Below are 22,323 nucleotides of genomic sequence, written 5' to 3' on the forward strand. Positions count from 1 at the left end.
GAATACTGATGATCTGTTCGTCAGAAAAACGCTTCTTCATGGGGATGTCCTCACGTTGCTGATGAAGACATTACTAACATCGTCGTGTGTTAATCAATGGGGAGCAGGTCAGACGTGCTCACTGGCGATCAGGTCATCCTCGGGGACATCGTAATCAATGCACTCTACAAGACTCATTCTGGAGTAAGGAAGCCTGGTGCGCGTTGGTAGATTCTCCGCCACCTTGAGAGAATCCCTTATATGCTGTTTCTTAACGCTATCGACAGGGACATCACCAACAACATGGTAGAGGACATCAAAGAAGCGCTGATTCTCGTTGGCTGTCTGTTTCCGCCACTTTTGACCTTTATCCTTTATATAGTCTCCCCACGCTTCCAACAGCCTTGGACCGGATGCTGGTGCAGCCTCAGTAATTGTCTCAATATTTTGCTCTACTGGCGCGGGGTTAACTGGCGGGACTGCATTTTGTAAAGCTGCCCCCATCGAATCAATGATCTGTTGGTATCGTGTCAAATCACGGGAATAGAATGCTTCATAAGCCTGTGACATAAGAGCCTGGTTCATATCTATCTGGCTTGAGACGCGGTTAATCTGGTCAAGATCTGCATCTTTGACATCCAACTTTTTCATTTTCAGCGCAGCGATCATCATTTGGGCTGTCATATCGTCGCCACTGTACATCTTGTCCAAATGGTGGTTAGCGTAGCCTTGCGCTTCGTTTGCTGTATCTGGCGGCGATAAAGGCTCGCCAGTGATTTCCTTGTGATATCGTCCTAATTCTGGCAATCGTTTAGCCTCTTCAAGACCACCTCTAAGCCAGTTCAGTAGGTACTCGTCGAAATCCTTTTTTGTGGCGTCCCGGAAACCTTGAAGGCGCAGTTTGAACACTTCTACGCTCATGGTTCCATTCTGTACAAGGGGGATAAAAGGGCGAACTTGGCTCATCAGCATTTCGGCTTGTTTTAAACTGTCAGTACCGAGTGAAACTCGGATGAAACGAGTTGAATCATTTAATCTAAAATTCGTGTAGTATGTGCGCCCACGAAGCATTGTGTGTGACACTTTGTGTGACATATTGTTTGCCATGCTGTGTACCATGAAATAGTTACATATCAGTGAGTTAGTCTTGTTTTTAGGTTAACTCATTGTTTTTGAAAGTATACCAGACGCCTGTGAAGGCGACACCTGAAGGATGCTCTATGAGCGAGAAACTACAGAAAGTGCTGGCGCGAGCTGGCCACGGTTCCCGCCGTGAAATCGAATCTATTATTGAAGCCGGCCGCGTCAGCGTGGATGGCAAAATTGCGACACTGGGCGACCGTGTGGATGTAACGCCGGGGCTAAAAATCCGTATTGATGGTCACCTTATTTCGGTCAAAGAGTCCGTTGAGCAGATTTGCCGCGTGCTGGCTTATTACAAACCGGAAGGTGAACTCTGCACGCGCAACGATCCGGAAGGTCGCCCGACGGTGTTTGACCGTCTGCCGAAACTGCGCGGTGCGCGCTGGATCGCGGTGGGTCGTCTCGACGTCAATACCTGCGGTTTGCTGCTGTTTACCACAGACGGTGAGCTGGCGAACCGATTAATGCACCCAAGCCGTGAAGTTGAACGCGAATATGCTGTGCGCGTGTTCGGCGAAGTTGATGATAATAAAGTGCGCGAACTGGCGCGCGGCGTGCAACTGGAAGACGGTCCGGCAGCCTTCAAAACCATTAAATTCAGCGGTGGCGAAGGGATTAACCAGTGGTACAACGTGACGTTGACCGAAGGCCGTAACCGCGAAGTACGCCGCCTGTGGGAAGCGGTGGGCGTGCAGGTGAGCCGTCTTATCCGCGTTCGTTACGGCGACATTCCTCTGCCGAAAGGGTTGCCGCGTGGCGGCTGGACGGAGTTGGATCTCGCACAAACGAACTACTTGCGCGAGCTGGTTGGACTGGAAGCGGAAACGCAGTCGAAGGTGGCGGTAGAAAAAGATCGTCGTCGCATGAAAGCCAATCAGATCCGCCGCGCCGTGAAACGCCACAACCAGCCAGCCGGTAACCGCCGTGCTGCGGGTGGGCGCACGAAGAACGATTAAAACAAAAAAGGGGCGAAAGCCCCTTTTTTATTGCAGGAAACGGGAGAGAACCAGGGGTGAGGTTAATAATCGATGCCGATTTGCGCTTTTACGCCCGCTTCGAAGGCATGTTTTACCGGGCGTAATTCACTGACAGTATCAGCGATTTCCAGGATATCCCGGTGGCAACCGCGGCCGGTGATGATCACTGTTTGCGTTGCCGGTCGGTGAGTTAATGCCGTCAACACGGTCTCCAGCGGCAGGTAATCGTAGGCCACCATATAAGTCAGTTCGTCCAGTAATACCAGATCAAGCTGCGGGTCAGCCAGCATACGTTCGGCATGTTGCCATACGGCGAGGCATGCTGCGGTATCGCTTTCGCGGTTTTGCGTATCCCAGGTAAACCCGGTCGCCATGACCTGAAACTCGACACCCAGCGGCTCCAGCAAGTTACGCTCGCCGTTCGGCCACGTCCCCTTAATAAACTGAATGACGCCCACTTTTTTGTTATGCCCAACCGCACGGGTTGCAGTGCCGAATGCGGCGGTGGTTTTTCCCTTACCGTTGCCGGTGAAAACAATAATAATCCCGCGCTCATCCTGTGCTGCGGCAACGCGGGCATCAACACGTTCTTTTACCCGCTGCTGGCGCTGTTGATAACGTTCATCACTCATTGTGAAATTCCTGGTTTGCGCCCGGGTTGTGCATCAAAACTCATGCCCGTTTTGCGGCGGCTGTCATCGCCCATCAGCCACAGATAGAGCGGCATGATATCGGCAGGTGTTTTAAGTTTTTGCGGATCTTCCGTCGGGAAAGCGCTGGCGCGCATACTGGTGCGGGTACCGCCCGGATTAATGCAGTTGACCCGTAATCGGTTCTGGTATTCCTCCGCCAGCACCTGCATCATGCCCTCCGTCGCGAACTTCGAGACGGCATACGCTCCCCAGTTAGCACGCCCCTGTCGACCAACGCTGGAAGAGGTAAACACCAGCGAGCCACTTTCTGACCGCAGTAATAAAGGAAGCAATGCCTGGGTGAGATAAAATGTGGCGTTAACGTTCACCTGCATGACCTCATCCCAGACAGCGGGCACCTGCTCGCTCATGGGGACAACATCGCCCAGCACACCTGCATTATGCAGTACGCCGTCGAGACGCGGCGCATAAGCAGCAATGGCCTCGGCCAACTGCTGGCATGTGTGTGGTGTGCAGGTCGCCATATCCAGTGTGAACCACTGCGCGTGCTGGCCTTCTTGTTCACGGATAGTCTGTGCAACCTGGCGTAATTTTTCTTCATTACGACCCAGTAAGATGACGCTGGCACCGTAACGGGCGTAGGTCAGGGCCGCTTCTTTACCGATACCATCGCTGGCACCGGTTACAAGAATGATTCGGTCGTTTAAAAGATCGCGCTGTGGTTGATAGTGCACGCTGTCTCCTCAGGCCCGGGCCTGTATTTCACATCATATGTTGGCTTTATGCCCTAAACAGAGGGGCATTTCAATCGGTCAAGCGGAGAGTTGGACAAGGTTTACACCGCAGAGTCGTAAAAAATTCAGTCACATGCCGCAAAAGGTCAATCGCTTACGCGAGACGCGCCGAAAGGGCTCATGTACACTGGAGCGATTGTTGAGTGGTGTAATCGAGGTGGTACGCGTGGAATTACTGTCTGAATATGGTTTGTTTTTGGCCAAGATCGCGACCGTAGTTGTGGCGATTGCGGTGGTCGCAGTGCTTATTGTTAACCTGACTCAGCGCAAGCGCCAACGGGGAGAGTTACGGGTCACGCGTCTGAGCGATCAATATAAAGAGATGCGGGAGGAGATGTCCGCAGCATTGCTGGATGACCATCAACAGAAACAGTGGCAAAAAGCCCGCAAGAAAAAGCTGAAGCTGGAGGCGAAAGCTGCAAAAGCGAAAGCCAAAGCCGGGGAAGCGGATGAACAAGGAAAATCCCGCGTTTACGTTCTGGATTTTAAAGGCAGTATGGATGCCGGTGAGGTTAACGCCCTGCGTGAAGAGATCACGGCAGTGTTGACGGTTGCGAAGCCACAGGATCAGGTGATTGTCCGCCTGGAAAGCCCCGGAGGTGTGGTACATGGTTATGGTCTTGCTGCCTCTCAGTTGCAACGCCTGCGTGACAGGCAGATCCCGCTGACTGTCGCCGTGGATAAAGTGGCCGCCAGCGGTGGCTATATGATGGCCTGCGTGGCGGATAAAATTGTTGCCGCGCCGTTCGCCATCATCGGCTCGATTGGCGTGGTTGCGCAGATCCCAAACTTTAACCGCTTCCTGAAAGGGAAAGAGATCGATATTGAACTGCATACCGCCGGGCAGTTTAAACGCACGCTGACGCTGTTAGGTGAAAACACAGAAGAAGGGCGGCAAAAATTCCGTGAAAGCCTGAACGAAACTCACGATCTGTTTAAAGGCTTCGTCAGTCAGATGCGTCCCGGTCTGGATATTGAAAAAGTGGCGACTGGTGAACATTGGTACGGAACACAAGCGCTGGAGAACGGGTTGATTGACGCGATTGGCACCAGTGATGAATTGCTGCTCGGGCTGCTCGAAGACCATGAGGTTATAGGCATTCGTTACCAGCAGCGGAAGAAACTGATGGAGCGCTTTACCGGCAGCGCGACAGAGAGTATTGACCACCTGCTGATGCGCTGGTGGCAGCGAGGGCAAAAACCGCTTATGTAAACAAAAACGCGAGGCTCTGGCCTCGCGTTTTTGTTTAATCAATCAGATGGTATTTGTCAGAGAGTTCGTGGGCTAAGTATTTGAACATATTGAATACCGCCGTGCTTTTCGCCGTCGGCAAACCCTGTTCATCCAGATAGTATTCACCGCTGAACACCAGTACGCCGTTACGCTGGGTAACATGGGTGGCCTCAATACCGGCAAGGGTGTCTTCATGATCGCGGATCAGTTGATTAGCCAGCTCAAGTAGAGCCTGGCGGTCAATAGGCTGAGATGTACCTTGCATTTTCTACTCCTTAAAAATTCCGTTAGTCTACGCCGGTCACCGTTCAGGGGCAAATTTTCCCTGTTTTTGCAAGGGGTTTGCTCATCGGTTGTGCTGGCGTGATTTGATTTTGCATGCTAATAAAGTTGCGTAACAAATTTTATCAGGTACAGTGTGACGCTTTCGTCAATCTGGCAACAGATTTGCTTGACATTCGACCGCAACATCGTCGTGCACCTTCGCCCTCAGGTTAAAAGGCCTGTCAGGTCAGTCACATAAACGCTTTGTTTAACGCGCCTGGCTAAGCGTAGGGGTTGATATCCTGCGACGACGCCGCTATATCTGTGAGGCGCGTCATCAGGCCGTGTGAAGCAAAATGCGATGTATTGCTGGAAGAATTTAATTAGGTAAAGGTGAATATGGGTAAAGCTCTCGTTATCGTTGAGTCCCCGGCAAAAGCCAAAACGATCAATAAATATCTGGGTAATGATTACGTGGTTAAGTCCAGCGTAGGTCATATCCGTGATTTGCCGACCAGTGGCTCAGCACCTAAAAAGAGCGCAGACTCAGCCTCCACCAAAACGGCTAAGAAGCCTAAAAAGGATGAACGCGGCGCTCTTGTCAATCGCATGGGGATCGACCCATGGCACAACTGGGAAGCGCAGTACGAAGTGCTTCCGGGTAAAGAAAAGGTCGTTTCTGAACTGAAATCCCTGGCAGAAAAAGCCGACCACATCTATCTCGCAACCGACCTTGACCGCGAAGGGGAAGCCATTGCATGGCACCTGCGGGAAGTGATCGGGGGTGATGAAAAACGCTACAGCCGCGTTGTATTTAACGAAATTACCAAAAATGCGATTCGTCAGGCGTTTGAAACCCCAGGCGAACTCAACATTGATCGCGTCAATGCGCAGCAGGCGCGCCGTTTTATGGACCGCGTCGTGGGCTATATGGTTTCTCCGCTGCTGTGGAAGAAAATTGCCCGTGGTCTGTCGGCTGGTCGTGTGCAATCTGTTGCCGTGCGTCTGGTGGTTGATCGCGAGCGCGAGATCAAAGCCTTTGTCCCGGAAGAGTTCTGGGAAATTGATGCGACAACGGCGACACCGGGCGGTGATTCACTGCCGTTGCAGGTCACGCACGAAGGTGAAAAAGCGTTCCGTCCGGTAAATCGCGAACAGACCATGGCAGCCGTAAGCCTGCTGGAAAAAGCGCGCTATACCGTACTCGAAAGAGAAGATAAACCGACCAGCAGTAAGCCTGGCGCGCCGTTTATCACCTCTACACTGCAACAGGCGGCCAGCACGCGTCTTGGTTTTGGCGTGAAGAAAACCATGATGATGGCGCAGCGTCTGTATGAAGCAGGCTACATCACCTATATGCGTACCGACTCCACCAACCTGAGTCAGGATGCGGTGAGCATGGTGCGCAGCTATATTACGGACAATTTCGGTAAAAAATATCTGCCGGATCATGCCAATCAGTACGCCAGCAAAGAAAACTCTCAGGAAGCACACGAAGCGATTCGTCCTTCCGACGTCGCGGTTCTGGCGGAATCCCTGAAAGATATGGAAACCGATGCGCAGAAGCTTTATCAACTGATCTGGCGACAATTTGTCGCCTGTCAGATGACGCCTGCGCAGTATGATTCCACCACGCTGACCGTCGGGGCGGGTGATTTCCGCTTGAAAGCACGCGGCCGTATTTTGCGCTTCGATGGCTGGACGAAAGTGATGCCTGCGCTGCGTAAAGGCGATGAAGATCGTACGTTGCCGGCAGTGAATAAAGGCGACGAGTTGTCGCTTGTAGAACTGACACCTGCACAGCACTTTACCAAACCGCCTGCACGTTTTAGTGAAGCGTCTCTGGTAAAAGAGCTGGAGAAACGCGGCATCGGTCGCCCGTCCACCTATGCGTCGATCATTTCTACGATCCAGGATCGCGGATATGTGCGTGTCGAAAACCGTCGCTTTTATGCTGAGAAAATGGGTGAAATCGTCACCGATCGCCTGGAAGAAAATTTCCGCGAACTGATGAATTACGACTTTACCGCTCAGATGGAAGACAGTCTGGACCGTGTGGCCAATCATGAAGCCGAGTGGCGCAAAGTGCTGGACAGCTTCTTTGGCGACTTCTCCCGTCAGCTTGAACAGGCGGAGCAGGATCCGGAAAACGGTGGTATGCGTCCAAATCAGATGGTGCTGACCAGCATCGACTGTCCGACCTGTGGCCGTAAAATGGGTATCCGTACTGCCAGCACGGGTGTCTTCCTTGGTTGTTCTGGCTATGCATTGCCGCCGAAAGAGCGCTGCAAAACCACCATTAACCTGGTGCCGGAAAACGAAGTGCTGAACGTGCTGGAAGGCGATGACGCTGAAACCAACGCCTTACGCGCCAAACGTCGCTGCCAGAAATGCGGCACGGCAATGGACAGTTACCTGATCGATCCGAAGCGTAAATTGCATGTCTGTGGTAACAACCCGACCTGCGATGGCTACGAAATCGAAGAGGGCGAGTTCCGCATTAAAGGGTATGACGGCCCGATTGTTGAATGTGAGAAATGTGGTTCTGAAATGCACCTGAAAATGGGGCGTTTCGGTAAATACATGGCTTGCACCAATGATGAGTGTAAAAACACGCGCAAAATTCTGCGTAATGGCGAAGTTGCGCCGCCGAAGGAAGATCCGGTGCCGCTGCCGGAGCTGGAGTGTGAAAAATCGGATGCGTATTTCGTGCTGCGCGATGGCGCGGCTGGGGTGTTCCTTGCTGCGAATACCTTCCCGAAATCACGTGAAACCCGTGCGCCGTTGGTAGAAGAACTGTTCCGCTTCCGCGATCGTCTGCCAGAGAAACTGCGCTATCTGGCTGATGCGCCACAGCAGGATCCTGAAGGCAACAAGACAATCGTGCGTTTTAGCCGGAAAACGAAGCAGCAGTACGTTGCCTCGGAAAAAGATGGCAAAGCGACGGGGTGGTCTGCGTTCTATATCGACAATAAATGGACTGAAGCTAAAAAATAATAAATTTCAGTCACATACCCTTCAAAAGGCCGGTTATCCGGCCTTTTTTATTCATCCATTATTATTGTTTGTTCGCTGCTATACACAGATGCTATAAATGATATAGTGGTTATAGCTATCTTCTTTTTTATTATGAAATCGTATTAAGCGATTACCCGTTTGCGCACTCCGGATGGTCTGTTATGAAATTACAACAGCTTCGTTATATCGTTGAGGTGGTGAATCACAATCTCAATGTCTCTTCAACGGCGGAAGGACTTTATACCTCTCAGCCGGGTATCAGTAAGCAAGTCCGCATGCTGGAAGATGAACTGGGTATACAAATTTTTGCCCGCAGCGGCAAGCATCTTACTCAGGTCACCCCAGCAGGGCAGGAAATCATCCGTATTGCGCGTGAGGTGTTGTCCAAAGTCGACGCGATCAAATCGGTGGCAGGGGAGCACACGTGGCCGGATAAAGGGTCATTGTATGTTGCAACCACGCATACGCAGGCGCGTTATGCGTTGCCTGGCGTGATAAAAGGTTTTATTGAGCGCTATCCGCGGGTGTCGTTGCATATGCACCAGGGGTCGCCGACGCAAATCGCCGAGGCCGTTTCTAAAGGCAATGCGGACTTTGCGATTGCCACCGAAGCGCTGCATTTGTATGACGATCTCGTGATGTTGCCCTGCTATCACTGGAACCGCTCGATTGTGGTGACCCCTGATCATCCGCTGGCGGCCAGGCAGTCGGTGAGCATTGAAGAACTGGCGCAATATCCATTAGTGACCTATACCTTTGGTTTCACTGGTCGCTCTGAACTGGATACCGCCTTTAATCGCGCTGGTTTAACGCCGCGTATTGTTTTCACCGCCACCGACGCAGACGTTATCAAAACTTATGTAAGGCTGGGGCTTGGCGTGGGTGTGATTGCCAGTATGGCCGTCGATCCGGTATCGGATCCTGACCTCGTGAAACTGGATGCGCACGAGATTTTCAGTCATAGCACGACCAAAATTGGCTTCCGCCGTAGTACGTTCCTGCGCAGCTATATGTATGATTTTATTCAACGCTTTGCGCCACATTTAACGCGGGATGTTGTCGATACTGCTGTTGCATTGCGTTCTAACGAAGATATAGAAGCAATGTTTAAAGATATTAAGTTGCCACAGAAATAATGACGAAGGGTATCTTCGGCATTCAAAAGACATGCTTAACTCTGCCCAAAGTTAAATTAGAATTATCATCATCTAATTTCTCAATCACCCGCGAGGGTGATTGAGCTCACAATGCTAAGTCCGCACTGTCGCTAATTTGTGACAAAAATAGAAACTAAATTGCAGGTCTGCAAATTTCTCACTTCAATTATTTATTTCGGGTCAAAAGATTAAATCTTTCTTTGGAAATGGTGAGTAAATTCACTGGATTTTCGGCTAAAGTTCTTTTAGGATTTGTCTCAACCCATGATTAATTCTACCGATTGTTGGTGTTCAAAATGATAAGTGATGTCGATTGTACGAGGTTAGCAATGCCATCAGGAAGTGAAGAGCCGCAAAGGGACCCTGAGCTGAAGCGTAAAGCCTGGCTGGCGGTATTTCTTGGCTCTGCCGCATTTTGGGCAGTCGTTGCGTTATTGATCTGGAAATTCTGGGGTTAAAATGGCAATAGCAGGCCGATTCGAACCAGTGAAACATGTATGTCAACTTCATGACACGCCTACAAAAGCGAAAAAGAAACCTGTGACCGCTATTCCTGCTTCATGGAAACTGTCGCCGCAGCAACAAGCTTTTATAGATGCCTTTGCAGAAGATACGACCAGGAAACAATAAAAATATCATCAGAATAAACAGGGAGAATTATCTCTTTATTCTATGAATGATCTTTTGTACTCATTGATTAATACACAGCATAAATGAATTGAGTAGCAACTCAGTTTTAATGAATAGATTTTCTGGTAATAGCTTCATGCATAATGGTTACGGAATGAAATATTGGTCGTGGATGGGAGCATTTTTTGTTTCTGTCCTTTTCTGGGGGGAGCTCGTTTGGATGTTCCTCCAGTAATGAAGTAATCTCCTGAAAAACCTCGCATCTGCGAGGTTTTTTTATTTCTGCCCCCGCGGTTCGCTTTTGCCGTATGTAGCAATTTGGGTTGTTATCAAAACGTTACGATAAGTTTGTGTTATCTTTAATTACAGACCCTGAAGACTATCAGGGCTTCGCAATCCCTGTGATTAAGGAGGAGCATATGTCGTCGACCCTACGCGAAGCCAGTAAGGATACATTGCAGGCAGAGAATAAAACCTGGCGTTACTACAGCCTGCCGCTGGCCGCAAAGGAACTTGGGGATATCTCGCGATTACCCAAGTCACTCAAAGTGTTACTCGAGAACCTCCTGCGCTGGCAGGATGATGATTCCGTTACGGAAGAAGATATTCGCGCGCTGGCTGGATGGTTGAAAACGGCCCATGCTGACCGTGAAATTGCCTACCGGCCGGCAAGGGTATTAATGCAGGATTTTACCGGTGTGCCCGCCGTTGTGGATTTGGCAGCCATGCGTGAAGCGGTAAAACGGCTGGGGGGCGATACGGCGAAAGTGAACCCGCTTTCACCCGTCGATTTAGTGATTGACCATTCCGTCACTGTTGACCATTTCGGGGACGACGAAGCATTTGAAGAAAACGTGCGTCTTGAAATGGAACGTAATCATGAACGCTATGTTTTTCTGCGCTGGGGTCAGCAGGCATTCAGCCGTTTCAGTGTGGTGCCGCCCGGCACTGGCATCTGTCACCAGGTGAATCTCGAGTATCTCGGCAAAGCCGTGTGGAGCGAATTACAGGATAAAGAGTGGGTCGCTTACCCGGATACACTGGTTGGCACCGATTCACATACCACCATGATCAATGGTCTCGGCGTGCTGGGCTGGGGCGTGGGCGGCATTGAAGCGGAAGCGGCGATGCTTGGTCAACCTGTTTCGATGCTGATTCCGGATGTTGTGGGCTTCAAGCTGAACGGCAAATTACGGGAAGGTATTACCGCAACAGACCTGGTACTTACCGTGACACAGATGCTGCGTAAGCATGGCGTCGTCGGTAAGTTTGTTGAATTTTATGGTGATGGTCTGGACGCGTTACCGCTTGCGGATCGGGCAACTATCGCCAATATGGCACCGGAATATGGCGCAACCTGCGGCTTTTTCCCCATCGACGGTGTGACGCTGGAATATATGCGACTCAGTGGGCGCAGCGAAGAGCAGGTTGCGCTGGTTGAGGCCTATGCAAAAGCGCAAGGGATGTGGCGCAATCCAGGGGATGAGCCGGTTTTCACCAGCACACTAGAACTGAATATGCAGGATGTTGAGGCAAGCCTGGCCGGGCCCAAACGCCCGCAGGATCGCGTTGCACTCAGTGATGTTCCTAAAGCCTTTGCTGCCAGCTCCGAACTGGAACTGAACACCGCGCAAAAAGATCGTAAACCGGTTGATTATGTCCTGAATGGGCATCAATACCAGCTGCCAGATGGCGCGGTCGTCATTGCCGCCATAACCTCGTGCACCAACACTTCAAACCCCAGCGTACTGATGGCGGCCGGTTTACTGGCAAAAAAAGCGGTAACCCTCGGATTGAAACGTCAGCCGTGGGTAAAAGCATCGCTGGCACCGGGCTCGAAAGTCGTCTCTGACTATCTCGCGCAGGCGCGTTTAACACCGTATCTTGATGAACTTGGTTTTAACCTTGTTGGCTACGGGTGCACCACCTGTATCGGTAATTCCGGTCCGCTGCCGGAGCCGATTGAACAGGCTATACGTCAGGGAGATCTTACGGTAGGTGCGGTACTTTCCGGTAACCGTAATTTCGAAGGGCGCATTCATCCACTGGTCAAAACCAACTGGCTGGCATCGCCGCCATTAGTGGTGGCGTATGCACTGGCCGGTAATATGAATATTAATCTGGCCACCGATCCATTGGGGCACGACCGCAAAGGCGATCCGGTCTATCTGAAAGATATCTGGCCATCCAGCCTGGAGATTGCACGGGCGGTTGAACAGGTTTCGACAGAAATGTTTCGCAAGGAGTATGCGGAAGTCTTTGAAGGTACGCCGGAGTGGAAGGCGATTGAGGTTGAACGCTCGGACACCTATGGATGGCAGAGTGATTCGACGTATATTCGTCTCTCGCCCTTTTTTGATGATATGGGGGCACAACCTGAACCGGTGAAAGACATACATGGCGCGCGGATCCTCGCCATGCTGGGCGATTCGGTGACCACCGATCATATTTCGCCGGCAGGCAGTATTAAAGCGGATAGCCCGGCGGGGCGTTACCTGCAAAGCCATGGTGTGGAGCGGCGTGACTTTAACTCCTATGGCTCACGGCGCGGCAATCATGAAGTGATGATGCGCGGTACGTTCGCGAATATTCGTATTCGTAATGAAATGGTGCCGGGTGTGGAAGGAGGGATGACACGCCACCTGCCAGGGAGCGAGGTTATGTCGATTTATGACGCCGCAATGCGCTACCAGCAAGCGGGAACACCGCTGGCGGTCATCGCCGGGAAAGAGTATGGCTCGGGCTCCAGCCGTGACTGGGCGGCAAAAGGGCCGCGCCTGCTGGGTGTCCGGGTAGTGATCGCCGAATCGTTCGAACGTATCCACCGTTCGAACCTGATTGGTATGGGGATCCTACCCCTGGAGTTTCCGCAGGGGGTGACCCGTAAAACGCTGGGGTTAACCGGTGAGGAGAAACTCGATATCGTTGATCTGACGGATATTCAGCCCGGCGGTACCTTACCTGTGACAGTGACGCGGGTGGATGGCTCACAAGAGGTGTTGCAGTGCCGTTGCCGTATTGATACGTCAACCGAACTGACGTACTACCGTAACGATGGGATCCTGCATTACGTGATACGTAACATGTTGCACTGAATAAAAAGGCCTGCAATTGCAGGCCTTTTTTTGCGCTGTTTGTTACAGATTACTTCAGCAGGTGGCCCATTTTCTCGGCTTTGGTGTCGAGGTAATGCGCGTTTTTGGGGTTACGTCCAACGATCAACGGCACGCGCTCAACAATATTGATTCCTGCTTCAGTAAGGATTTCCACTTTGCGCGGGTTATTGGTCAACAAACGCACTTCATCAACTCCCAAAAGTTTGAACATATCAGCACACAGGGTGAAGTCTCGCTCGTCGGCAGCAAAACCAAGCTGATGGTTCGCTTCTACGGTATCGTAGCCCTGATCCTGTAACGCATAGGCGCGGATTTTATTGAGCAGGCCAATGTTTCGACCCTCCTGACGATGATAGAGCAACACGCCGCGGCCCTCTTCGGCAATATGGTTCAATGCTGCTTCAAGCTGGAAACCACAATCGCAACGTAAACTGAAAAGCGCGTCTCCCGTCAGACACTCCGAATGCACACGCGCGAGAACGGGCAGCTGCCCTGAAATATCACCAAAGACAAGGGCAACGTGATCCTGCCCGGTTGCCAGTTCTTCAAAACCCACCATCAGGAAGTCGCCCCAGGGGGTAGGCAGTTTGGCTTCTGCCACTCGTTTAAGCTGCATGTGAATCTCCGGATTATATTGGCGCACTGCGCACCTGTAGCCTGTTGGCCTTCTGTATAAACGTATTTTGCCACAATGCCTGCATTATCGCCTACTTGTGACCAACATATTGCGCCTTAAGCGCACGAATACGTTGGTTCCTGCGGGAATGCCATTTTTCAGTTATGATTGTGACACTTACATGAAAGGAGAAGACATGCTGTCAATTGCAAAACGAACAACGGCGGGGGCGGCGATGTTACTGATTATGCCGCTGGCAGTGTGGATCTCCGGCTGGAACTGGGAACCGGGTCAATCAACCGTGTGGTTGCATTTTCTGTTCTGGCTTACTGAAACGGTCACTCAGCCTTGGGGGATAATCACTCATGCGGCGCTCTGTGCGTGGTTTCTCTGGTGCCTTCGTTTTCGCCTGAAGCCTGCGCTAATGCTGTTTGCCATTCTCGGCTGCGCAATCTTGTTGGGGCAGGGAGTGAAATCTTTCGTCAAGGAGCGTGTCCAGGAACCGCGGCCTTTTGTCATGTGGCTGGAAAAAACAGATCATATTCAGGCGGAGGAGTTCTATGCGTTAAAGCGCAAGGCCAGAGGTGACTGGGTGAAAAGCCAGCTCTCCAGCCAGCATGATATTCCGACATTTTTACGCAAACATTGGCAAAAAGAGACCGGTTTTGCCTTTCCCTCCGGGCATACCATGTTTGCGGCGAGTTGGGCCTTGTTGGGTGTTGGGCTGTTATGGCCGCGCAGACGCACCTGGACCATCGCGATTTTACTGGTGTGGGCAACAGGCGTAATGGGGAGCCGTTTACTCCTGGGGATGCACTGGCCGCGTGATTTAGTGGTGGCGACACTGATCTCCTGGCTACTGGTGACGGTGGCAACCTGGCTGGCGCAGCGCCTCTGTGGGCCGTTAACACCGCCGGTTGATGAGGTGCAGGAAATCGTCGAGCGGGACCAGGAACCTTGATTTTCGTAGGTTACCCCCCAAATCAGAATTTAACGTCATGCATTACCATTTCGCGCCGGGCGCTAAAATGGTAGTTTATAGGGCTGGTTAGTCGCAGTTGCCCATATATTCATCGCTCGGAAGCACATAACGGGATGTAATGTGAAATATTTACTCATTTTCTTACTGGTGTTAGCCATTTTTGTCGTCTCGATTACGCTGGGTGCGCAAAACGATCAGCAAGTGACGTTCAACTATTTGCTCGCCCAGGGCGAATACCGCATCTCTACGCTGCTGGCTGTACTGTTTGCGGCTGGGTTCGCGATCGGCTGGCTGATTTGCGGCCTGTTCTGGTTGCGCGTTCGCGTTTCTCTGGCGCGCGCTGAGCGTAAAATCAAACGTCTTGAGCACCAGCTTACCCCTGCGACAGATGTCCCGGTTGCTACCGGCGCACCGGCAGTGAAGGAATAATATTCTATGCTGGAGTTGTTGTTTCTGCTGTTACCTGTCGCCGCTGCCTATGGCTGGTATATGGGGCGCAGAAATGCTCAACAGACAAAGCAGGATGAGGCGAACCGGCTGTCACGTGAATACGTCGCCGGGGTTAACCTTTTACTGAGCAACCAACAGGATAAAGCGGTCGACCTGTTCCTTGATATGCTGAAAGAGGACACCGGTACCGTTGAAGCGCATCTCACCTTGGGGAATTTATTCCGTTCGCGTGGCGAAGTCGATCGCGCTATCCGTATCCATCAGACGCTGATGGAAAGCGCATCATTATCCTATGACCAGCGTTTGCTGGCGGTGCAACAGCTTGGACGCGATTATATGGCGGCCGGGATGTACGATCGTGCCGAAGATATGTTTAACCAACTGGTGGATGAAACCGATTTTCGCATTAGCGCGTTGCAGCAGCTATTGCAGATTTATCAGGCGACAAGCGAATGGCAGAAGGCCATCGATGTTGCTGAGCGTCTGGTAAAACTGGGGAAAGATAAACAACGCACAGAAATTGCCCATTTTTACTGCGAATTAGCGCTGCAGCAAATGGGCAATGACGATATGGACAGAGCAATGGCGTTGCTGAAAAAAGGCGCCGCCGCCGATCGCGATAGCCCGCGTGTTTCCATCATGATGGGGCGGGTATTTATGGCCAGCGGGGATTACGCTAAAGCGGCCGACAACCTGTTGCGCGTCATTGATCAGGATAAAGAACTGGTCAGTGAAACGCTGGACATGTTGCAAACTTGCTACCAGCAGTTGGGTAAAAATGATGAGTGGGCGGCGTTTTTGCAGCGGTGTGTGGAAGAGAACACCGGGGCAACTGCCGAACTGATGCTGGCAGAGATTAAGGAACGACGAGAAGGTCCGGATGCGGCGCAGCTGTATGTCACGCATCAGCTTCAGCGTCATCCAACGATGCGCGTCTTCCATAAGCTAATGGATTACCACCTGAATGAGGCAGAAGAAGGGCGCGCGAAAGAGAGCCTGGCCGTGCTGCGTGAGATGGTTGGTGAGCAGATTCGCAGTAAACCGCGTTATCGTTGCCATAAATGCGGTTTTACCGCTTTTACCATGTACTGGCATTGTCCATCCTGCCGAGCCTGGTCGACGGTGAAACCGATTCGTGGCCTTGACGGGCAGTAATTTTTTAAAAGCCTGGACTTTAGTTACAACATACTTGTTTATTAGGTTCTAAGAATGAGGCAGCAGTGCCATTACATTGTCTGTCAGGACGAAAATGGCCGCTGTTATTTGCCACCCTGCACAGGTAGAATGCTCGCCGTTTATTCATTTTGCGCCTGAGCGGGTGCCCTCATTTGAGAAGGTCTGATCATGACGTCTACTGCTTTCCCGACTTCCCGTGCTGTTACCGCTTCGCCGGTTGTGGTGGCTCTCGATTATGATAACCGTGACAAAGCCCTGGCGTTTGTCGACCGTATCGACCCTCGCGACTGCCGACTGAAAGTAGGCAAAGAGATGTTCACGCTGTTTGGGCCGCAACTGGTTCGCGAGTTGCAGCAGCGTGGTTTCGATATCTTCCTCGACCTGAAATTCCACGATATTCCTAACACCACAGCGCATGCAGTGAAAGCGGCCGCCGATCTGGGTGTATGGATGGTGAATGTTCATGCGTCTGGCGGCGCGCGCATGATGACCGCAGCAAAAGAAGCCTTATTATCATTTGGCAAAGAGGCCCCGCTACTGATTGCGGTGACGGTATTAACCAGTATGGAAGCCAGTGACTTACAGGATCTTGGCATTCAGGCGACTCCAGCAGAACATGCTGAACGGCTGGCAAAACTCACCCAGCAATGTGGTCTGGATGGGGTGGTATGTTCCGCGCAGGAAGCGGTGCGCTTTAAGAGCGTGTTGGGCCATGATTTTAAACTGGTCACGCCAGGAATTCGTCCTCAGGGCAGCGAAGCTGGCGATCAGCGCCGTATTATGACGCCTGAACAGGCGCTGGCCGCAGGTGTGGACTATATGGTCATTGGTCGCCCGGTTACACAATCCACCGATCCGGCGCAAACGCTGAAAGCTATCAATATCGCTTTAGGTAAGGGGGCATAATGCACGATGACAATAGCCGTCTGGTGTACTCGACAGAAACCGGGCGTATTGATGAGCCTAAGACGCAACCTGCTCGTCCAAAAGGGGATGGCATTGTGCGTATTCAACGCCAAACCAGCGGACGCAAAGGTAAAGGTGTCTGCCTGATTACCGGCATTGATGAAGATGATGAATCGCTGGTTAAATTGGCGGCAGAGTTAAAGAAAAAATGCGGGTGTGGCGGGGCAGTGAAAGATGGCGTGATCGAGATCCAGGGTGACAAACGTGATTTGCTGAAGTCATTACTGGAGGCCAAAGGAATGAAAGTCAAACTTGCTGGTGGATAAAACAGAAAAGCCGTGGCAATACGCCACGGCTTTATGTTTTACACTGTGTAAAACTCAGACCTGAAAAGAAAGTATCGTTATTTTGCTGTAGTCGCCGTCTCGCTCACCAATTACTTACCAACCTGGTGGCCGATGATCCCACCGACAGCCGCGCCGCCCAGCGTACCGAGCGTACTACCATCAGTCAGCACCGCACCGCCAAGCGCACCCGCACCCGCACCGATGGCGGTATTACGATCGCGTTTAGACCAGTGACCACAGGCGCTCAGGGACATTGCCAGGGTAACTGCCAGTACTGCAGCGGCCATTTTTTTGCTTGTTAACATCATCATACTTTCTCCTGAATAATCGATTCACGGAAAGATGTTCTCTTTTAGTATAGCCATTGAGGGCCGCCTGAAAGCCATTCCGTGAAACCTTGCTGCGCAGGCGTAATACAATCACGTGAGTGATAGTCACTTCCTGTTATATCGCTAATATTAATTTTACGCCGCGGCTCGTTACAGGACAGGTAAATAGTCTTAATCACCCGGTCGGAATACTCTCAGATAAGAGGGTGTTAGCCCGCTTTCACGGGCTGGGGAACTTAGCGGTTCGCGCCAGGTCCGACGATATCGACAATCAGACCCGCTTGCTGAAGTTGGAGATGGGTTTCTGAGGCCAGATTACTGTCGGTGATCACCCGCTGGAAGCGCGCAATCGGACCGAGGGTGTAAGGGTGTACTGCGCCGAACTTCGAACTGTCGGTGAGGACAATAGCATCGCTGCCTTTTTCCAGCACAGCGTTAACGACATCAGTACGCATCATATCTCGCCCGGTAAACCCGGTTTCCGGTTGCCAGCCATCAATACCGATAAACGCCTTGCTGAAATGCACTTGTTGAATGTACTGACGCGTCAGCGGGCCCACCATACTTTCACTTTTTTTCTGGTAGATGCCACCGAGCAGAATCACCTCAGAAAGTGAATCTTTCAGCAAATGCGCAATATAACTGCTGACCGTGATAATCGTGATATCTCGCTGCTCGCCAAGTTTACGCGCCAGTAGGGCATTGCTGCTGCCATTCTCAATAAACACCGTTTCGCCCGGATTAACCAGTGAGGCAGCGAAGTCCGCCAGATCGCGTTTTACGGTGTAATTATTCATCATGCGCGTTTCAACGTCGTCACTGTCGAGCGGTACAGCAAAACCATGCATACGGCGCAGATAGCTCTGTTTTTCCAGTGTGTTCAGATCCTGGCGAATAGTGACTTCAGAGACACCGGTCATGCGCGCAAGATCCGCAACGCTTATCCGGCCTTTATCGATGACGGTCTGTAATATGAGTTGTTGTCGGGAATTCATAGCCACAAATTTCTGATTGTTCGTCGGGATGATGAAATCGCCATGACGGGTGTCGCTTCCCGGCTACCGCGTGATGGCGAAAGGAAGAAATTCAAATTTCCCAGGGCGTCTTAGGTGCACCGGAAGAAGACGTTTTGTCATTGTTGTCGGGATCTAATAATTCCGCTTTCAGAATTTCCAGGTTGCGAATGGCGGATTGATAATCCCCGGCAACCAGAATATCCAGCACGGTATCGATCCGGCTGGCAAGTTGCTTCACATCGATGTCTGCCATACCTTCACCTCAAAATCGAAAAATGAATAAATTCAATGATGCAGAAAACAGTGTAAAAAGAGAAGGGTAAAAAGCGAAATCTCAAAAACTTATAAGCACTCATTATATATTCAGTATGTGATACGCAGTCACCTTCGGGGGTGGATTAGGCTTGCTGTGCGCGCAATGCGCTATTTTCCTACCGGAGGGTAAAGCAATGACGATTATCAACCACGCTACGTGCAAACTGTTTACCGATGATGAACGCTTTACGCAACTTTCTGGCTTTTACGAGGAGGAACGCCGCACAGTCTGGATGATGTTGCGCGCCCGACCACGACCCTGTTTTAACCACGCTTTAATTGAAGAGATCATGAATATCTCGTGGCTGGTCAGGCAGGCGGGGTTCAGCGTCGATTTTTGGGTAACCGGCTCGCTGGTCCCCGGTATGTACAATACCGGTGGCGATTTACAATTCTTTATTGAGTGCATCAAAAACGGTCGCCGTGAAGCGCTAAGAGCCTATGCCCGGGCCTGCGTAGACTGTGTACACGCCGCGTCACGCGGTTTTGACACCGGCGCTGTGACGTTGGCCATGGTAGAAGGCAGCGCCCTTGGTGGCGGTTTTGAAGCGGCGTTAGCGCATCATTTTGTTCTGGCACAACGTGATGCACGCCTTGGCTTTCCGGAAATCGCGTTTAACCTGTTTCCGGGCATGGGCGGTTACTCGTTGGTGGCCCGGCGTTCGGGAATGAAACTGGCGGAGGAACTGATCTACAAAGGCGAGTCGCATACAGCGGAATGGTATGCGTCCCAGGGACTGGTGGATCTCGCCTTTGACGCCGGGCAGGGCTTTATCGCTACGCGGACTTTCATCGATACACTAGTGCCGCGCCTTAATGGCGTTCGGGCGATGCTCCGGGCCCGCCAGCGAGTTTTGCAACTGCCGCGCAGTGAATTAATGGACATCACGGAAGACTGGGTGGATGCCGCTTTTTGCGTACAGCCTAAAGACATTGCGTATATGGAACGACTGGTACAGTTGCAGAACCGACATGTCTCAACCAGTTTCAGTAAAGCCAGTTAGGGCGCTTTTCGTGCCAGATAGCGCTTAAGCCAGCGCTCGAATGCGGCAGCGGGCATAGGCCTGGCAAATAAAAACCCCTGCCGCTCGTTGACGCCGTTCTTGGTCAGAAAGGCGTCTTCTTTTGCACTCTCCACACCTTCAGCAATCACCTGCAAATTAAGTGCTTGCGCCACAGCGACAATCGCCCGCACCAGCGACTGGGATACAGACTGTTTATGAATATCACGCACAAAAGATTGATCGAGTTTGATGGCATCAAGCGGAAAACGCGCCAGTTGCGACAGAGACGAATAACCTGTACCAAAATCGTCGAGGTGAATCTGCGCTCCCAGTTCACTGAACTGGTTAATTACCGATAGAGCAAGTTCCTCATTCTCAATCAGGCAGCTCTCCGTCAGCTCTACATCTATAGGGCAATAATCAAAGTGAACATCCTTCAGCGCCTGCTTAAGGTCGCTAAAAATCGACTGATCGGCCAACTGGCGCGCGGAAACATTCACCGCCACGCGCAAATGAATGCCTTTGTCTCGCCATTCCGCCACCTGACGCACAACGTCAAGCATTACCCAGCGTCCTAATGGCACAATCAAACCAGACTCTTCGGCATACGCGATAAAGTCGAGCGGCGGGATCAGCCCGCGTTCGGGAGATTGCCAACGCACCAGTGCTTCCAGACTGCGTATTTCACCGCGCCAGGTTATTTTCGGCTGATAGTGTATAACCAATTGATTTTTTTCGAGTGCTTTGCGCAGATTGGTATCGAGCCAGAGATATTCAAATACACGCTGGTTCATTTCTGGCGAGAAGACGCAGAATTTACCGCGCCCGTTCTCCTTGGCGGTATACATGGCCGTGTCGGCATTACGAATCACGCTTTCGCGATCGTTACCGTGCTGCGGGGCAAGTGAAATCCCCAGCGAACAGCCGCTATAAATTTCAATTAAGCCAATGCGGAAGGGCTGGCGTAGACGTGTCAGGATCCGCGAAGCCATGGCTTCCAGAGCACTCTGGGAGGTGTCGGTCGCCAGTACGATAAATTCATCGCCGCCAAGCCGTGCCAGCACTTGCCCTTCATCAAGGCAGCTTAAAATTGCCAACGCCACGGCCTGCAACAGCTGATCGCCGAACATATGGCCATAGGCATCGTTCACTTTTTTAAAGTTGTCCAAATCCAGGTAGACGATGCCAATCTGCGTATCGCCACGATGGGCAATGGCATCGCTGATGCGTTCTTGAATGGCGTTGCGATTGGGTAAACCAGTGACGGTATCAGTATTGGCCAGGAGGCGTAAGCGCTCCTGGGCATGGCGCTCTTCCGTAATATCGGTGCCGGAGCAGATAAGAAATATTTCGTTCTTACCGCTACCGCTATGGACGAATTTATTGCGGAACAGGAAGAGGCGCTGACCTTTGCGGGTTTTGATCCAGCGCTCGACTTCGTAGGGGGCACCATTATGAAAAAAACCTGCAATATTACGTTTCGAGGCGGCCGCTTCACTGCGACTCATGAATAATTTAAAGACGTTTTGCCCAATCACCTCTTGCTCTTTCATGCCGGTGTATTCTTCACTGAGGCGATTAAAACGCTGAATGTTGCCGCGACGATCAAGGATCACAATCACCGAATTGGCTTCAGAGACCACTTGCTCAGCAAAAGAGAGCCCCTGTACCAGGTCACGGGCGACGGATTGGGTGTCATGCCACGCGGAGGCACTGCCTGCCCACGCCTTACGGCTAATTTTGCGTCCAACAAGATGTACCGACACGGCTTCGCCATACAAGACAATATTCAGGGTCAGGCTGGATGTGATCACTGTCATTTCGCGGATCTGCCCGGCCTGAGCGTCACTTAGTGTCACCACGAAGCTGGTATCGGACCCTTCGTCCGGAGAAAAGTGCAGGGCATTGCTATCGGCAGTCAATCGCCAGAACGGGCTGTTAGATCCCAGATAACGAAACAGCAAATTTTCTTCCTGTTCGTCTTTCATGCTCTCTCCCAATCCACGTGAAAGCGCAACCGGTACTTATGTAGCGATGGAGAACCACCTGTTAAAGAAGGGGGATAACCAGGCATGAACGCGTTGTTTCTTTTTATGATGCACCGCTAAACGAGCCTGTCAGTCAACCTGACTGAGGAGCATTAATCGCTTAATTACGCAGTAAACGCACAGTGGCCTGTGTTGTTATTGTGGTCGTTTTTTTCAGATTTGTGTGAGG

The 22,323-nt window shown here is 51.5% G+C and carries 23 protein-coding genes; 14 read left to right on the forward strand and 9 right to left on the reverse strand.

Annotated elements, in window-relative coordinates:
• Window positions 1–108: 108 nt before the first annotated feature.
• On the reverse strand, window positions 109–1,086 hold the full coding sequence (locus tag ABGA49_RS00005) for a hypothetical protein (protein ID WP_347664923.1): 978 nt from the start codon (window positions 1,084–1,086) through the stop codon (window positions 109–111).
• 113 nt (window positions 1,087–1,199) lie between these two features.
• On the opposite strand from ABGA49_RS00005, the gene rluB reads away from it, so the two are divergent.
• Window positions 1,200–2,078: a 23S rRNA pseudouridine(2605) synthase RluB gene (gene rluB, locus ABGA49_RS00010; protein ID WP_088237634.1), complete on the forward strand. Its 879-nt coding sequence runs from the start codon at window positions 1,200–1,202 to the stop codon at window positions 2,076–2,078.
• 62 nt (window positions 2,079–2,140) lie between these two features.
• On the opposite strand, the gene cobO is transcribed toward rluB, so the two are convergent.
• Both cobO and ABGA49_RS00020 read right to left on the reverse strand, forming a co-directional pair.
• Window positions 2,141–2,731 carry a cob(I)yrinic acid a,c-diamide adenosyltransferase gene (gene cobO, locus ABGA49_RS00015; RefSeq protein ID WP_061496204.1) on the reverse strand — a complete coding sequence of 197 codons (591 nt, stop codon included), beginning with the start codon at window positions 2,729–2,731 and terminating at the stop codon, window positions 2,141–2,143.
• On the reverse strand, window positions 2,728–3,486 hold the full coding sequence (locus ABGA49_RS00020; RefSeq protein WP_061496203.1) for a YciK family oxidoreductase: 759 nt from the start codon (window positions 3,484–3,486) through the stop codon (window positions 2,728–2,730). The genes cobO and ABGA49_RS00020 overlap by 4 nt, the downstream gene beginning before the upstream one ends.
• Before the next feature lie 226 nt (window positions 3,487–3,712).
• Here ABGA49_RS00020 and sohB point away from each other — a divergent pair, with 226 nt between their 5' ends.
• Window positions 3,713–4,759, forward strand: a complete 1,047-nt coding sequence (gene sohB / locus ABGA49_RS00025; protein ID WP_347665126.1) for a protease SohB — start codon at window positions 3,713–3,715, stop codon at window positions 4,757–4,759.
• A 34-nt stretch (window positions 4,760–4,793) separates the two neighbouring features.
• Here sohB and ABGA49_RS00030 read toward each other — a convergent pair whose 3' ends face one another.
• Entirely contained in the window at window positions 4,794–5,045 is a 252-nt protein-coding gene (locus ABGA49_RS00030) for a YciN family protein (RefSeq protein ID WP_061496201.1), read from the reverse strand.
• Between the two features lie 398 nt (window positions 5,046–5,443).
• On the opposite strand from ABGA49_RS00030, the gene topA reads away from it, so the two are divergent.
• The 6 genes from topA (at window position 5,444) to acnA (ending at window position 12,944) form a co-directional block, all read left to right on the forward strand.
• A complete protein-coding gene (gene topA, locus ABGA49_RS00035; protein ID WP_061496199.1) occupies window positions 5,444–8,041 on the forward strand; it encodes a type I DNA topoisomerase in 2,598 nt (865 codons plus the stop codon).
• 182 nt (window positions 8,042–8,223) lie between these two features.
• Window positions 8,224–9,198 carry an HTH-type transcriptional regulator CysB gene (gene cysB, locus ABGA49_RS00040; protein ID WP_088237632.1) on the forward strand — a complete coding sequence of 325 codons (975 nt, stop codon included), beginning with the start codon at window positions 8,224–8,226 and terminating at the stop codon, window positions 9,196–9,198.
• Between the two features lie 317 nt (window positions 9,199–9,515).
• Window positions 9,516–9,677 (forward strand): YmiA family putative membrane protein, encoded by a 162-nt coding sequence (locus ABGA49_RS00045; RefSeq protein WP_082794169.1) that lies wholly within the window; start codon window positions 9,516–9,518, stop codon window positions 9,675–9,677.
• 1 nt (window position 9,678) lies between these two features.
• A complete protein-coding gene (locus ABGA49_RS00050; RefSeq protein ID WP_088237631.1) occupies window positions 9,679–9,849 on the forward strand; it encodes a hypothetical protein in 171 nt (56 codons plus the stop codon).
• A gap of 154 nt (window positions 9,850–10,003) precedes the next feature.
• Window positions 10,004–10,084 carry a small membrane protein YmiC gene (ymiC, locus tag ABGA49_RS00055; RefSeq protein WP_276326309.1) on the forward strand — a complete coding sequence of 27 codons (81 nt, stop codon included), beginning with the start codon at window positions 10,004–10,006 and terminating at the stop codon, window positions 10,082–10,084.
• Window positions 10,085–10,268: 184 nt separating this feature from the next.
• Complete coding sequence (gene acnA, locus ABGA49_RS00060) at window positions 10,269–12,944, forward strand: aconitate hydratase AcnA (protein ID WP_347664924.1); 2,676 nt, start codon at window positions 10,269–10,271, stop codon at window positions 12,942–12,944.
• Window positions 12,945–12,993: 49 nt separating this feature from the next.
• On the opposite strand, the gene ribA is transcribed toward acnA, so the two are convergent.
• Window positions 12,994–13,581: a GTP cyclohydrolase II gene (ribA, locus tag ABGA49_RS00065; RefSeq protein WP_061496194.1), complete on the reverse strand. Its 588-nt coding sequence runs from the start codon at window positions 13,579–13,581 to the stop codon at window positions 12,994–12,996.
• 196 nt (window positions 13,582–13,777) lie between these two features.
• On the opposite strand from ribA, the gene pgpB reads away from it, so the two are divergent.
• From pgpB to yciH, 5 genes are all read left to right on the forward strand, one after another.
• Window positions 13,778–14,542 carry a phosphatidylglycerophosphatase B gene (gene pgpB, locus ABGA49_RS00070; RefSeq protein ID WP_061496192.1) on the forward strand — a complete coding sequence of 255 codons (765 nt, stop codon included), beginning with the start codon at window positions 13,778–13,780 and terminating at the stop codon, window positions 14,540–14,542.
• 141 nt (window positions 14,543–14,683) lie between these two features.
• The gene (locus ABGA49_RS00075) at window positions 14,684–14,992 is read left to right on the forward strand and encodes a LapA family protein (protein ID WP_061496190.1); all 309 of its coding nucleotides are present in this window, start codon (window positions 14,684–14,686) and stop codon (window positions 14,990–14,992) included.
• 6 nt (window positions 14,993–14,998) lie between these two features.
• Window positions 14,999–16,168, forward strand: a complete 1,170-nt coding sequence (gene lapB / locus ABGA49_RS00080; protein ID WP_088237629.1) for a lipopolysaccharide assembly protein LapB — start codon at window positions 14,999–15,001, stop codon at window positions 16,166–16,168.
• A 189-nt stretch (window positions 16,169–16,357) separates the two neighbouring features.
• The gene (pyrF, locus tag ABGA49_RS00085) at window positions 16,358–17,095 is read left to right on the forward strand and encodes an orotidine-5'-phosphate decarboxylase (RefSeq protein ID WP_061496186.1); all 738 of its coding nucleotides are present in this window, start codon (window positions 16,358–16,360) and stop codon (window positions 17,093–17,095) included.
• The gene (yciH, locus tag ABGA49_RS00090; RefSeq protein ID WP_061496184.1) at window positions 17,095–17,421 is read left to right on the forward strand and encodes a stress response translation initiation inhibitor YciH; all 327 of its coding nucleotides are present in this window, start codon (window positions 17,095–17,097) and stop codon (window positions 17,419–17,421) included. Before pyrF ends, yciH begins: the two co-directional genes overlap by 1 nt.
• A 110-nt stretch (window positions 17,422–17,531) precedes the next feature.
• On the opposite strand, the gene osmB is transcribed toward yciH, so the two are convergent.
• The 3 genes from osmB to ABGA49_RS00105 all read right to left on the reverse strand — a co-directional run bounded on the left by osmB (window position 17,532) and on the right by ABGA49_RS00105 (window position 19,040).
• The gene (osmB, locus tag ABGA49_RS00095; protein WP_025263597.1) at window positions 17,532–17,750 is read right to left on the reverse strand and encodes an osmotically-inducible lipoprotein OsmB; all 219 of its coding nucleotides are present in this window, start codon (window positions 17,748–17,750) and stop codon (window positions 17,532–17,534) included.
• Between the two features lie 257 nt (window positions 17,751–18,007).
• Entirely contained in the window at window positions 18,008–18,766 is a 759-nt protein-coding gene (locus tag ABGA49_RS00100) for a DNA-binding transcriptional regulator YciT (protein WP_347664925.1), read from the reverse strand.
• A gap of 91 nt (window positions 18,767–18,857) precedes the next feature.
• Window positions 18,858–19,040: a hypothetical protein gene (locus tag ABGA49_RS00105; RefSeq protein ID WP_061496180.1), complete on the reverse strand. Its 183-nt coding sequence runs from the start codon at window positions 19,038–19,040 to the stop codon at window positions 18,858–18,860.
• A gap of 196 nt (window positions 19,041–19,236) precedes the next feature.
• Here ABGA49_RS00105 and ABGA49_RS00110 point away from each other — a divergent pair, with 196 nt between their 5' ends.
• Complete coding sequence (locus ABGA49_RS00110) at window positions 19,237–20,106, forward strand: crotonase/enoyl-CoA hydratase family protein (protein ID WP_088237627.1); 870 nt, start codon at window positions 19,237–19,239, stop codon at window positions 20,104–20,106.
• Here the strand turns inward: ABGA49_RS00110 and pdeR are convergent.
• On the reverse strand, window positions 20,103–22,094 hold the full coding sequence (gene pdeR / locus ABGA49_RS00115) for a cyclic di-GMP phosphodiesterase (RefSeq protein WP_347664926.1): 1,992 nt from the start codon (window positions 22,092–22,094) through the stop codon (window positions 20,103–20,105). The two genes, ABGA49_RS00110 and pdeR, sit on opposite strands and share 4 nt — an antisense overlap.
• Window positions 22,095–22,323 lie beyond the last annotated feature (229 nt).

It is taken from the genome of Kosakonia sp. WA-90, from assembly GCF_039871955.1.
GTDB classification, from domain to species: Bacteria; Pseudomonadota; Gammaproteobacteria; order Enterobacterales; family Enterobacteriaceae; genus Kosakonia; species Kosakonia oryzendophytica.

What these genes read in the sequence shown, in the direction of transcription:
- rluB (WP_088237634.1), top strand. Translation starts at nt 1,200, where the DNA reads ATGAGCGAGAAACTACAGAAAGTGCTGGCGCGAGCTGGCCACGGTTCC.
- yciH (WP_061496184.1), top strand. Translation starts at nt 17,095, where the DNA reads ATGCACGATGACAATAGCCGTCTGGTGTACTCGACAGAAACCGGGCGT.
- ribA (WP_061496194.1), bottom strand. Translation starts at nt 13,581, where the DNA reads ATGCAGCTTAAACGAGTGGCAGAAGCCAAACTGCCTACCCCCTGGGGC.
- lapB (WP_088237629.1), top strand. Translation starts at nt 14,999, where the DNA reads ATGCTGGAGTTGTTGTTTCTGCTGTTACCTGTCGCCGCTGCCTATGGC.
- cobO (WP_061496204.1), bottom strand. Translation starts at nt 2,731, where the DNA reads ATGAGTGATGAACGTTATCAACAGCGCCAGCAGCGGGTAAAAGAACGT.
- ABGA49_RS00005 (WP_347664923.1), bottom strand. Translation starts at nt 1,086, where the DNA reads ATGGCAAACAATATGTCACACAAAGTGTCACACACAATGCTTCGTGGG.
- topA (WP_061496199.1), top strand. Translation starts at nt 5,444, where the DNA reads ATGGGTAAAGCTCTCGTTATCGTTGAGTCCCCGGCAAAAGCCAAAACG.
- pgpB (WP_061496192.1), top strand. Translation starts at nt 13,778, where the DNA reads ATGCTGTCAATTGCAAAACGAACAACGGCGGGGGCGGCGATGTTACTG.
- ABGA49_RS00105 (WP_061496180.1), bottom strand. Translation starts at nt 19,040, where the DNA reads ATGGCAGACATCGATGTGAAGCAACTTGCCAGCCGGATCGATACCGTG.
- ABGA49_RS00045 (WP_082794169.1), top strand. Translation starts at nt 9,516, where the DNA reads ATGATAAGTGATGTCGATTGTACGAGGTTAGCAATGCCATCAGGAAGT.
- osmB (WP_025263597.1), bottom strand. Translation starts at nt 17,750, where the DNA reads ATGATGTTAACAAGCAAAAAAATGGCCGCTGCAGTACTGGCAGTTACC.
- ABGA49_RS00100 (WP_347664925.1), bottom strand. Translation starts at nt 18,766, where the DNA reads ATGAATTCCCGACAACAACTCATATTACAGACCGTCATCGATAAAGGC.
- ABGA49_RS00050 (WP_088237631.1), top strand. Translation starts at nt 9,679, where the DNA reads ATGGCAATAGCAGGCCGATTCGAACCAGTGAAACATGTATGTCAACTT.
- cysB (WP_088237632.1), top strand. Translation starts at nt 8,224, where the DNA reads ATGAAATTACAACAGCTTCGTTATATCGTTGAGGTGGTGAATCACAAT.
- acnA (WP_347664924.1), top strand. Translation starts at nt 10,269, where the DNA reads ATGTCGTCGACCCTACGCGAAGCCAGTAAGGATACATTGCAGGCAGAG.
- pyrF (WP_061496186.1), top strand. Translation starts at nt 16,358, where the DNA reads ATGACGTCTACTGCTTTCCCGACTTCCCGTGCTGTTACCGCTTCGCCG.
- pdeR (WP_347664926.1), bottom strand. Translation starts at nt 22,094, where the DNA reads ATGAAAGACGAACAGGAAGAAAATTTGCTGTTTCGTTATCTGGGATCT.
- ABGA49_RS00030 (WP_061496201.1), bottom strand. Translation starts at nt 5,045, where the DNA reads ATGCAAGGTACATCTCAGCCTATTGACCGCCAGGCTCTACTTGAGCTG.
- ABGA49_RS00110 (WP_088237627.1), top strand. Translation starts at nt 19,237, where the DNA reads ATGACGATTATCAACCACGCTACGTGCAAACTGTTTACCGATGATGAA.
- ymiC (WP_276326309.1), top strand. Translation starts at nt 10,004, where the DNA reads ATGAAATATTGGTCGTGGATGGGAGCATTTTTTGTTTCTGTCCTTTTC.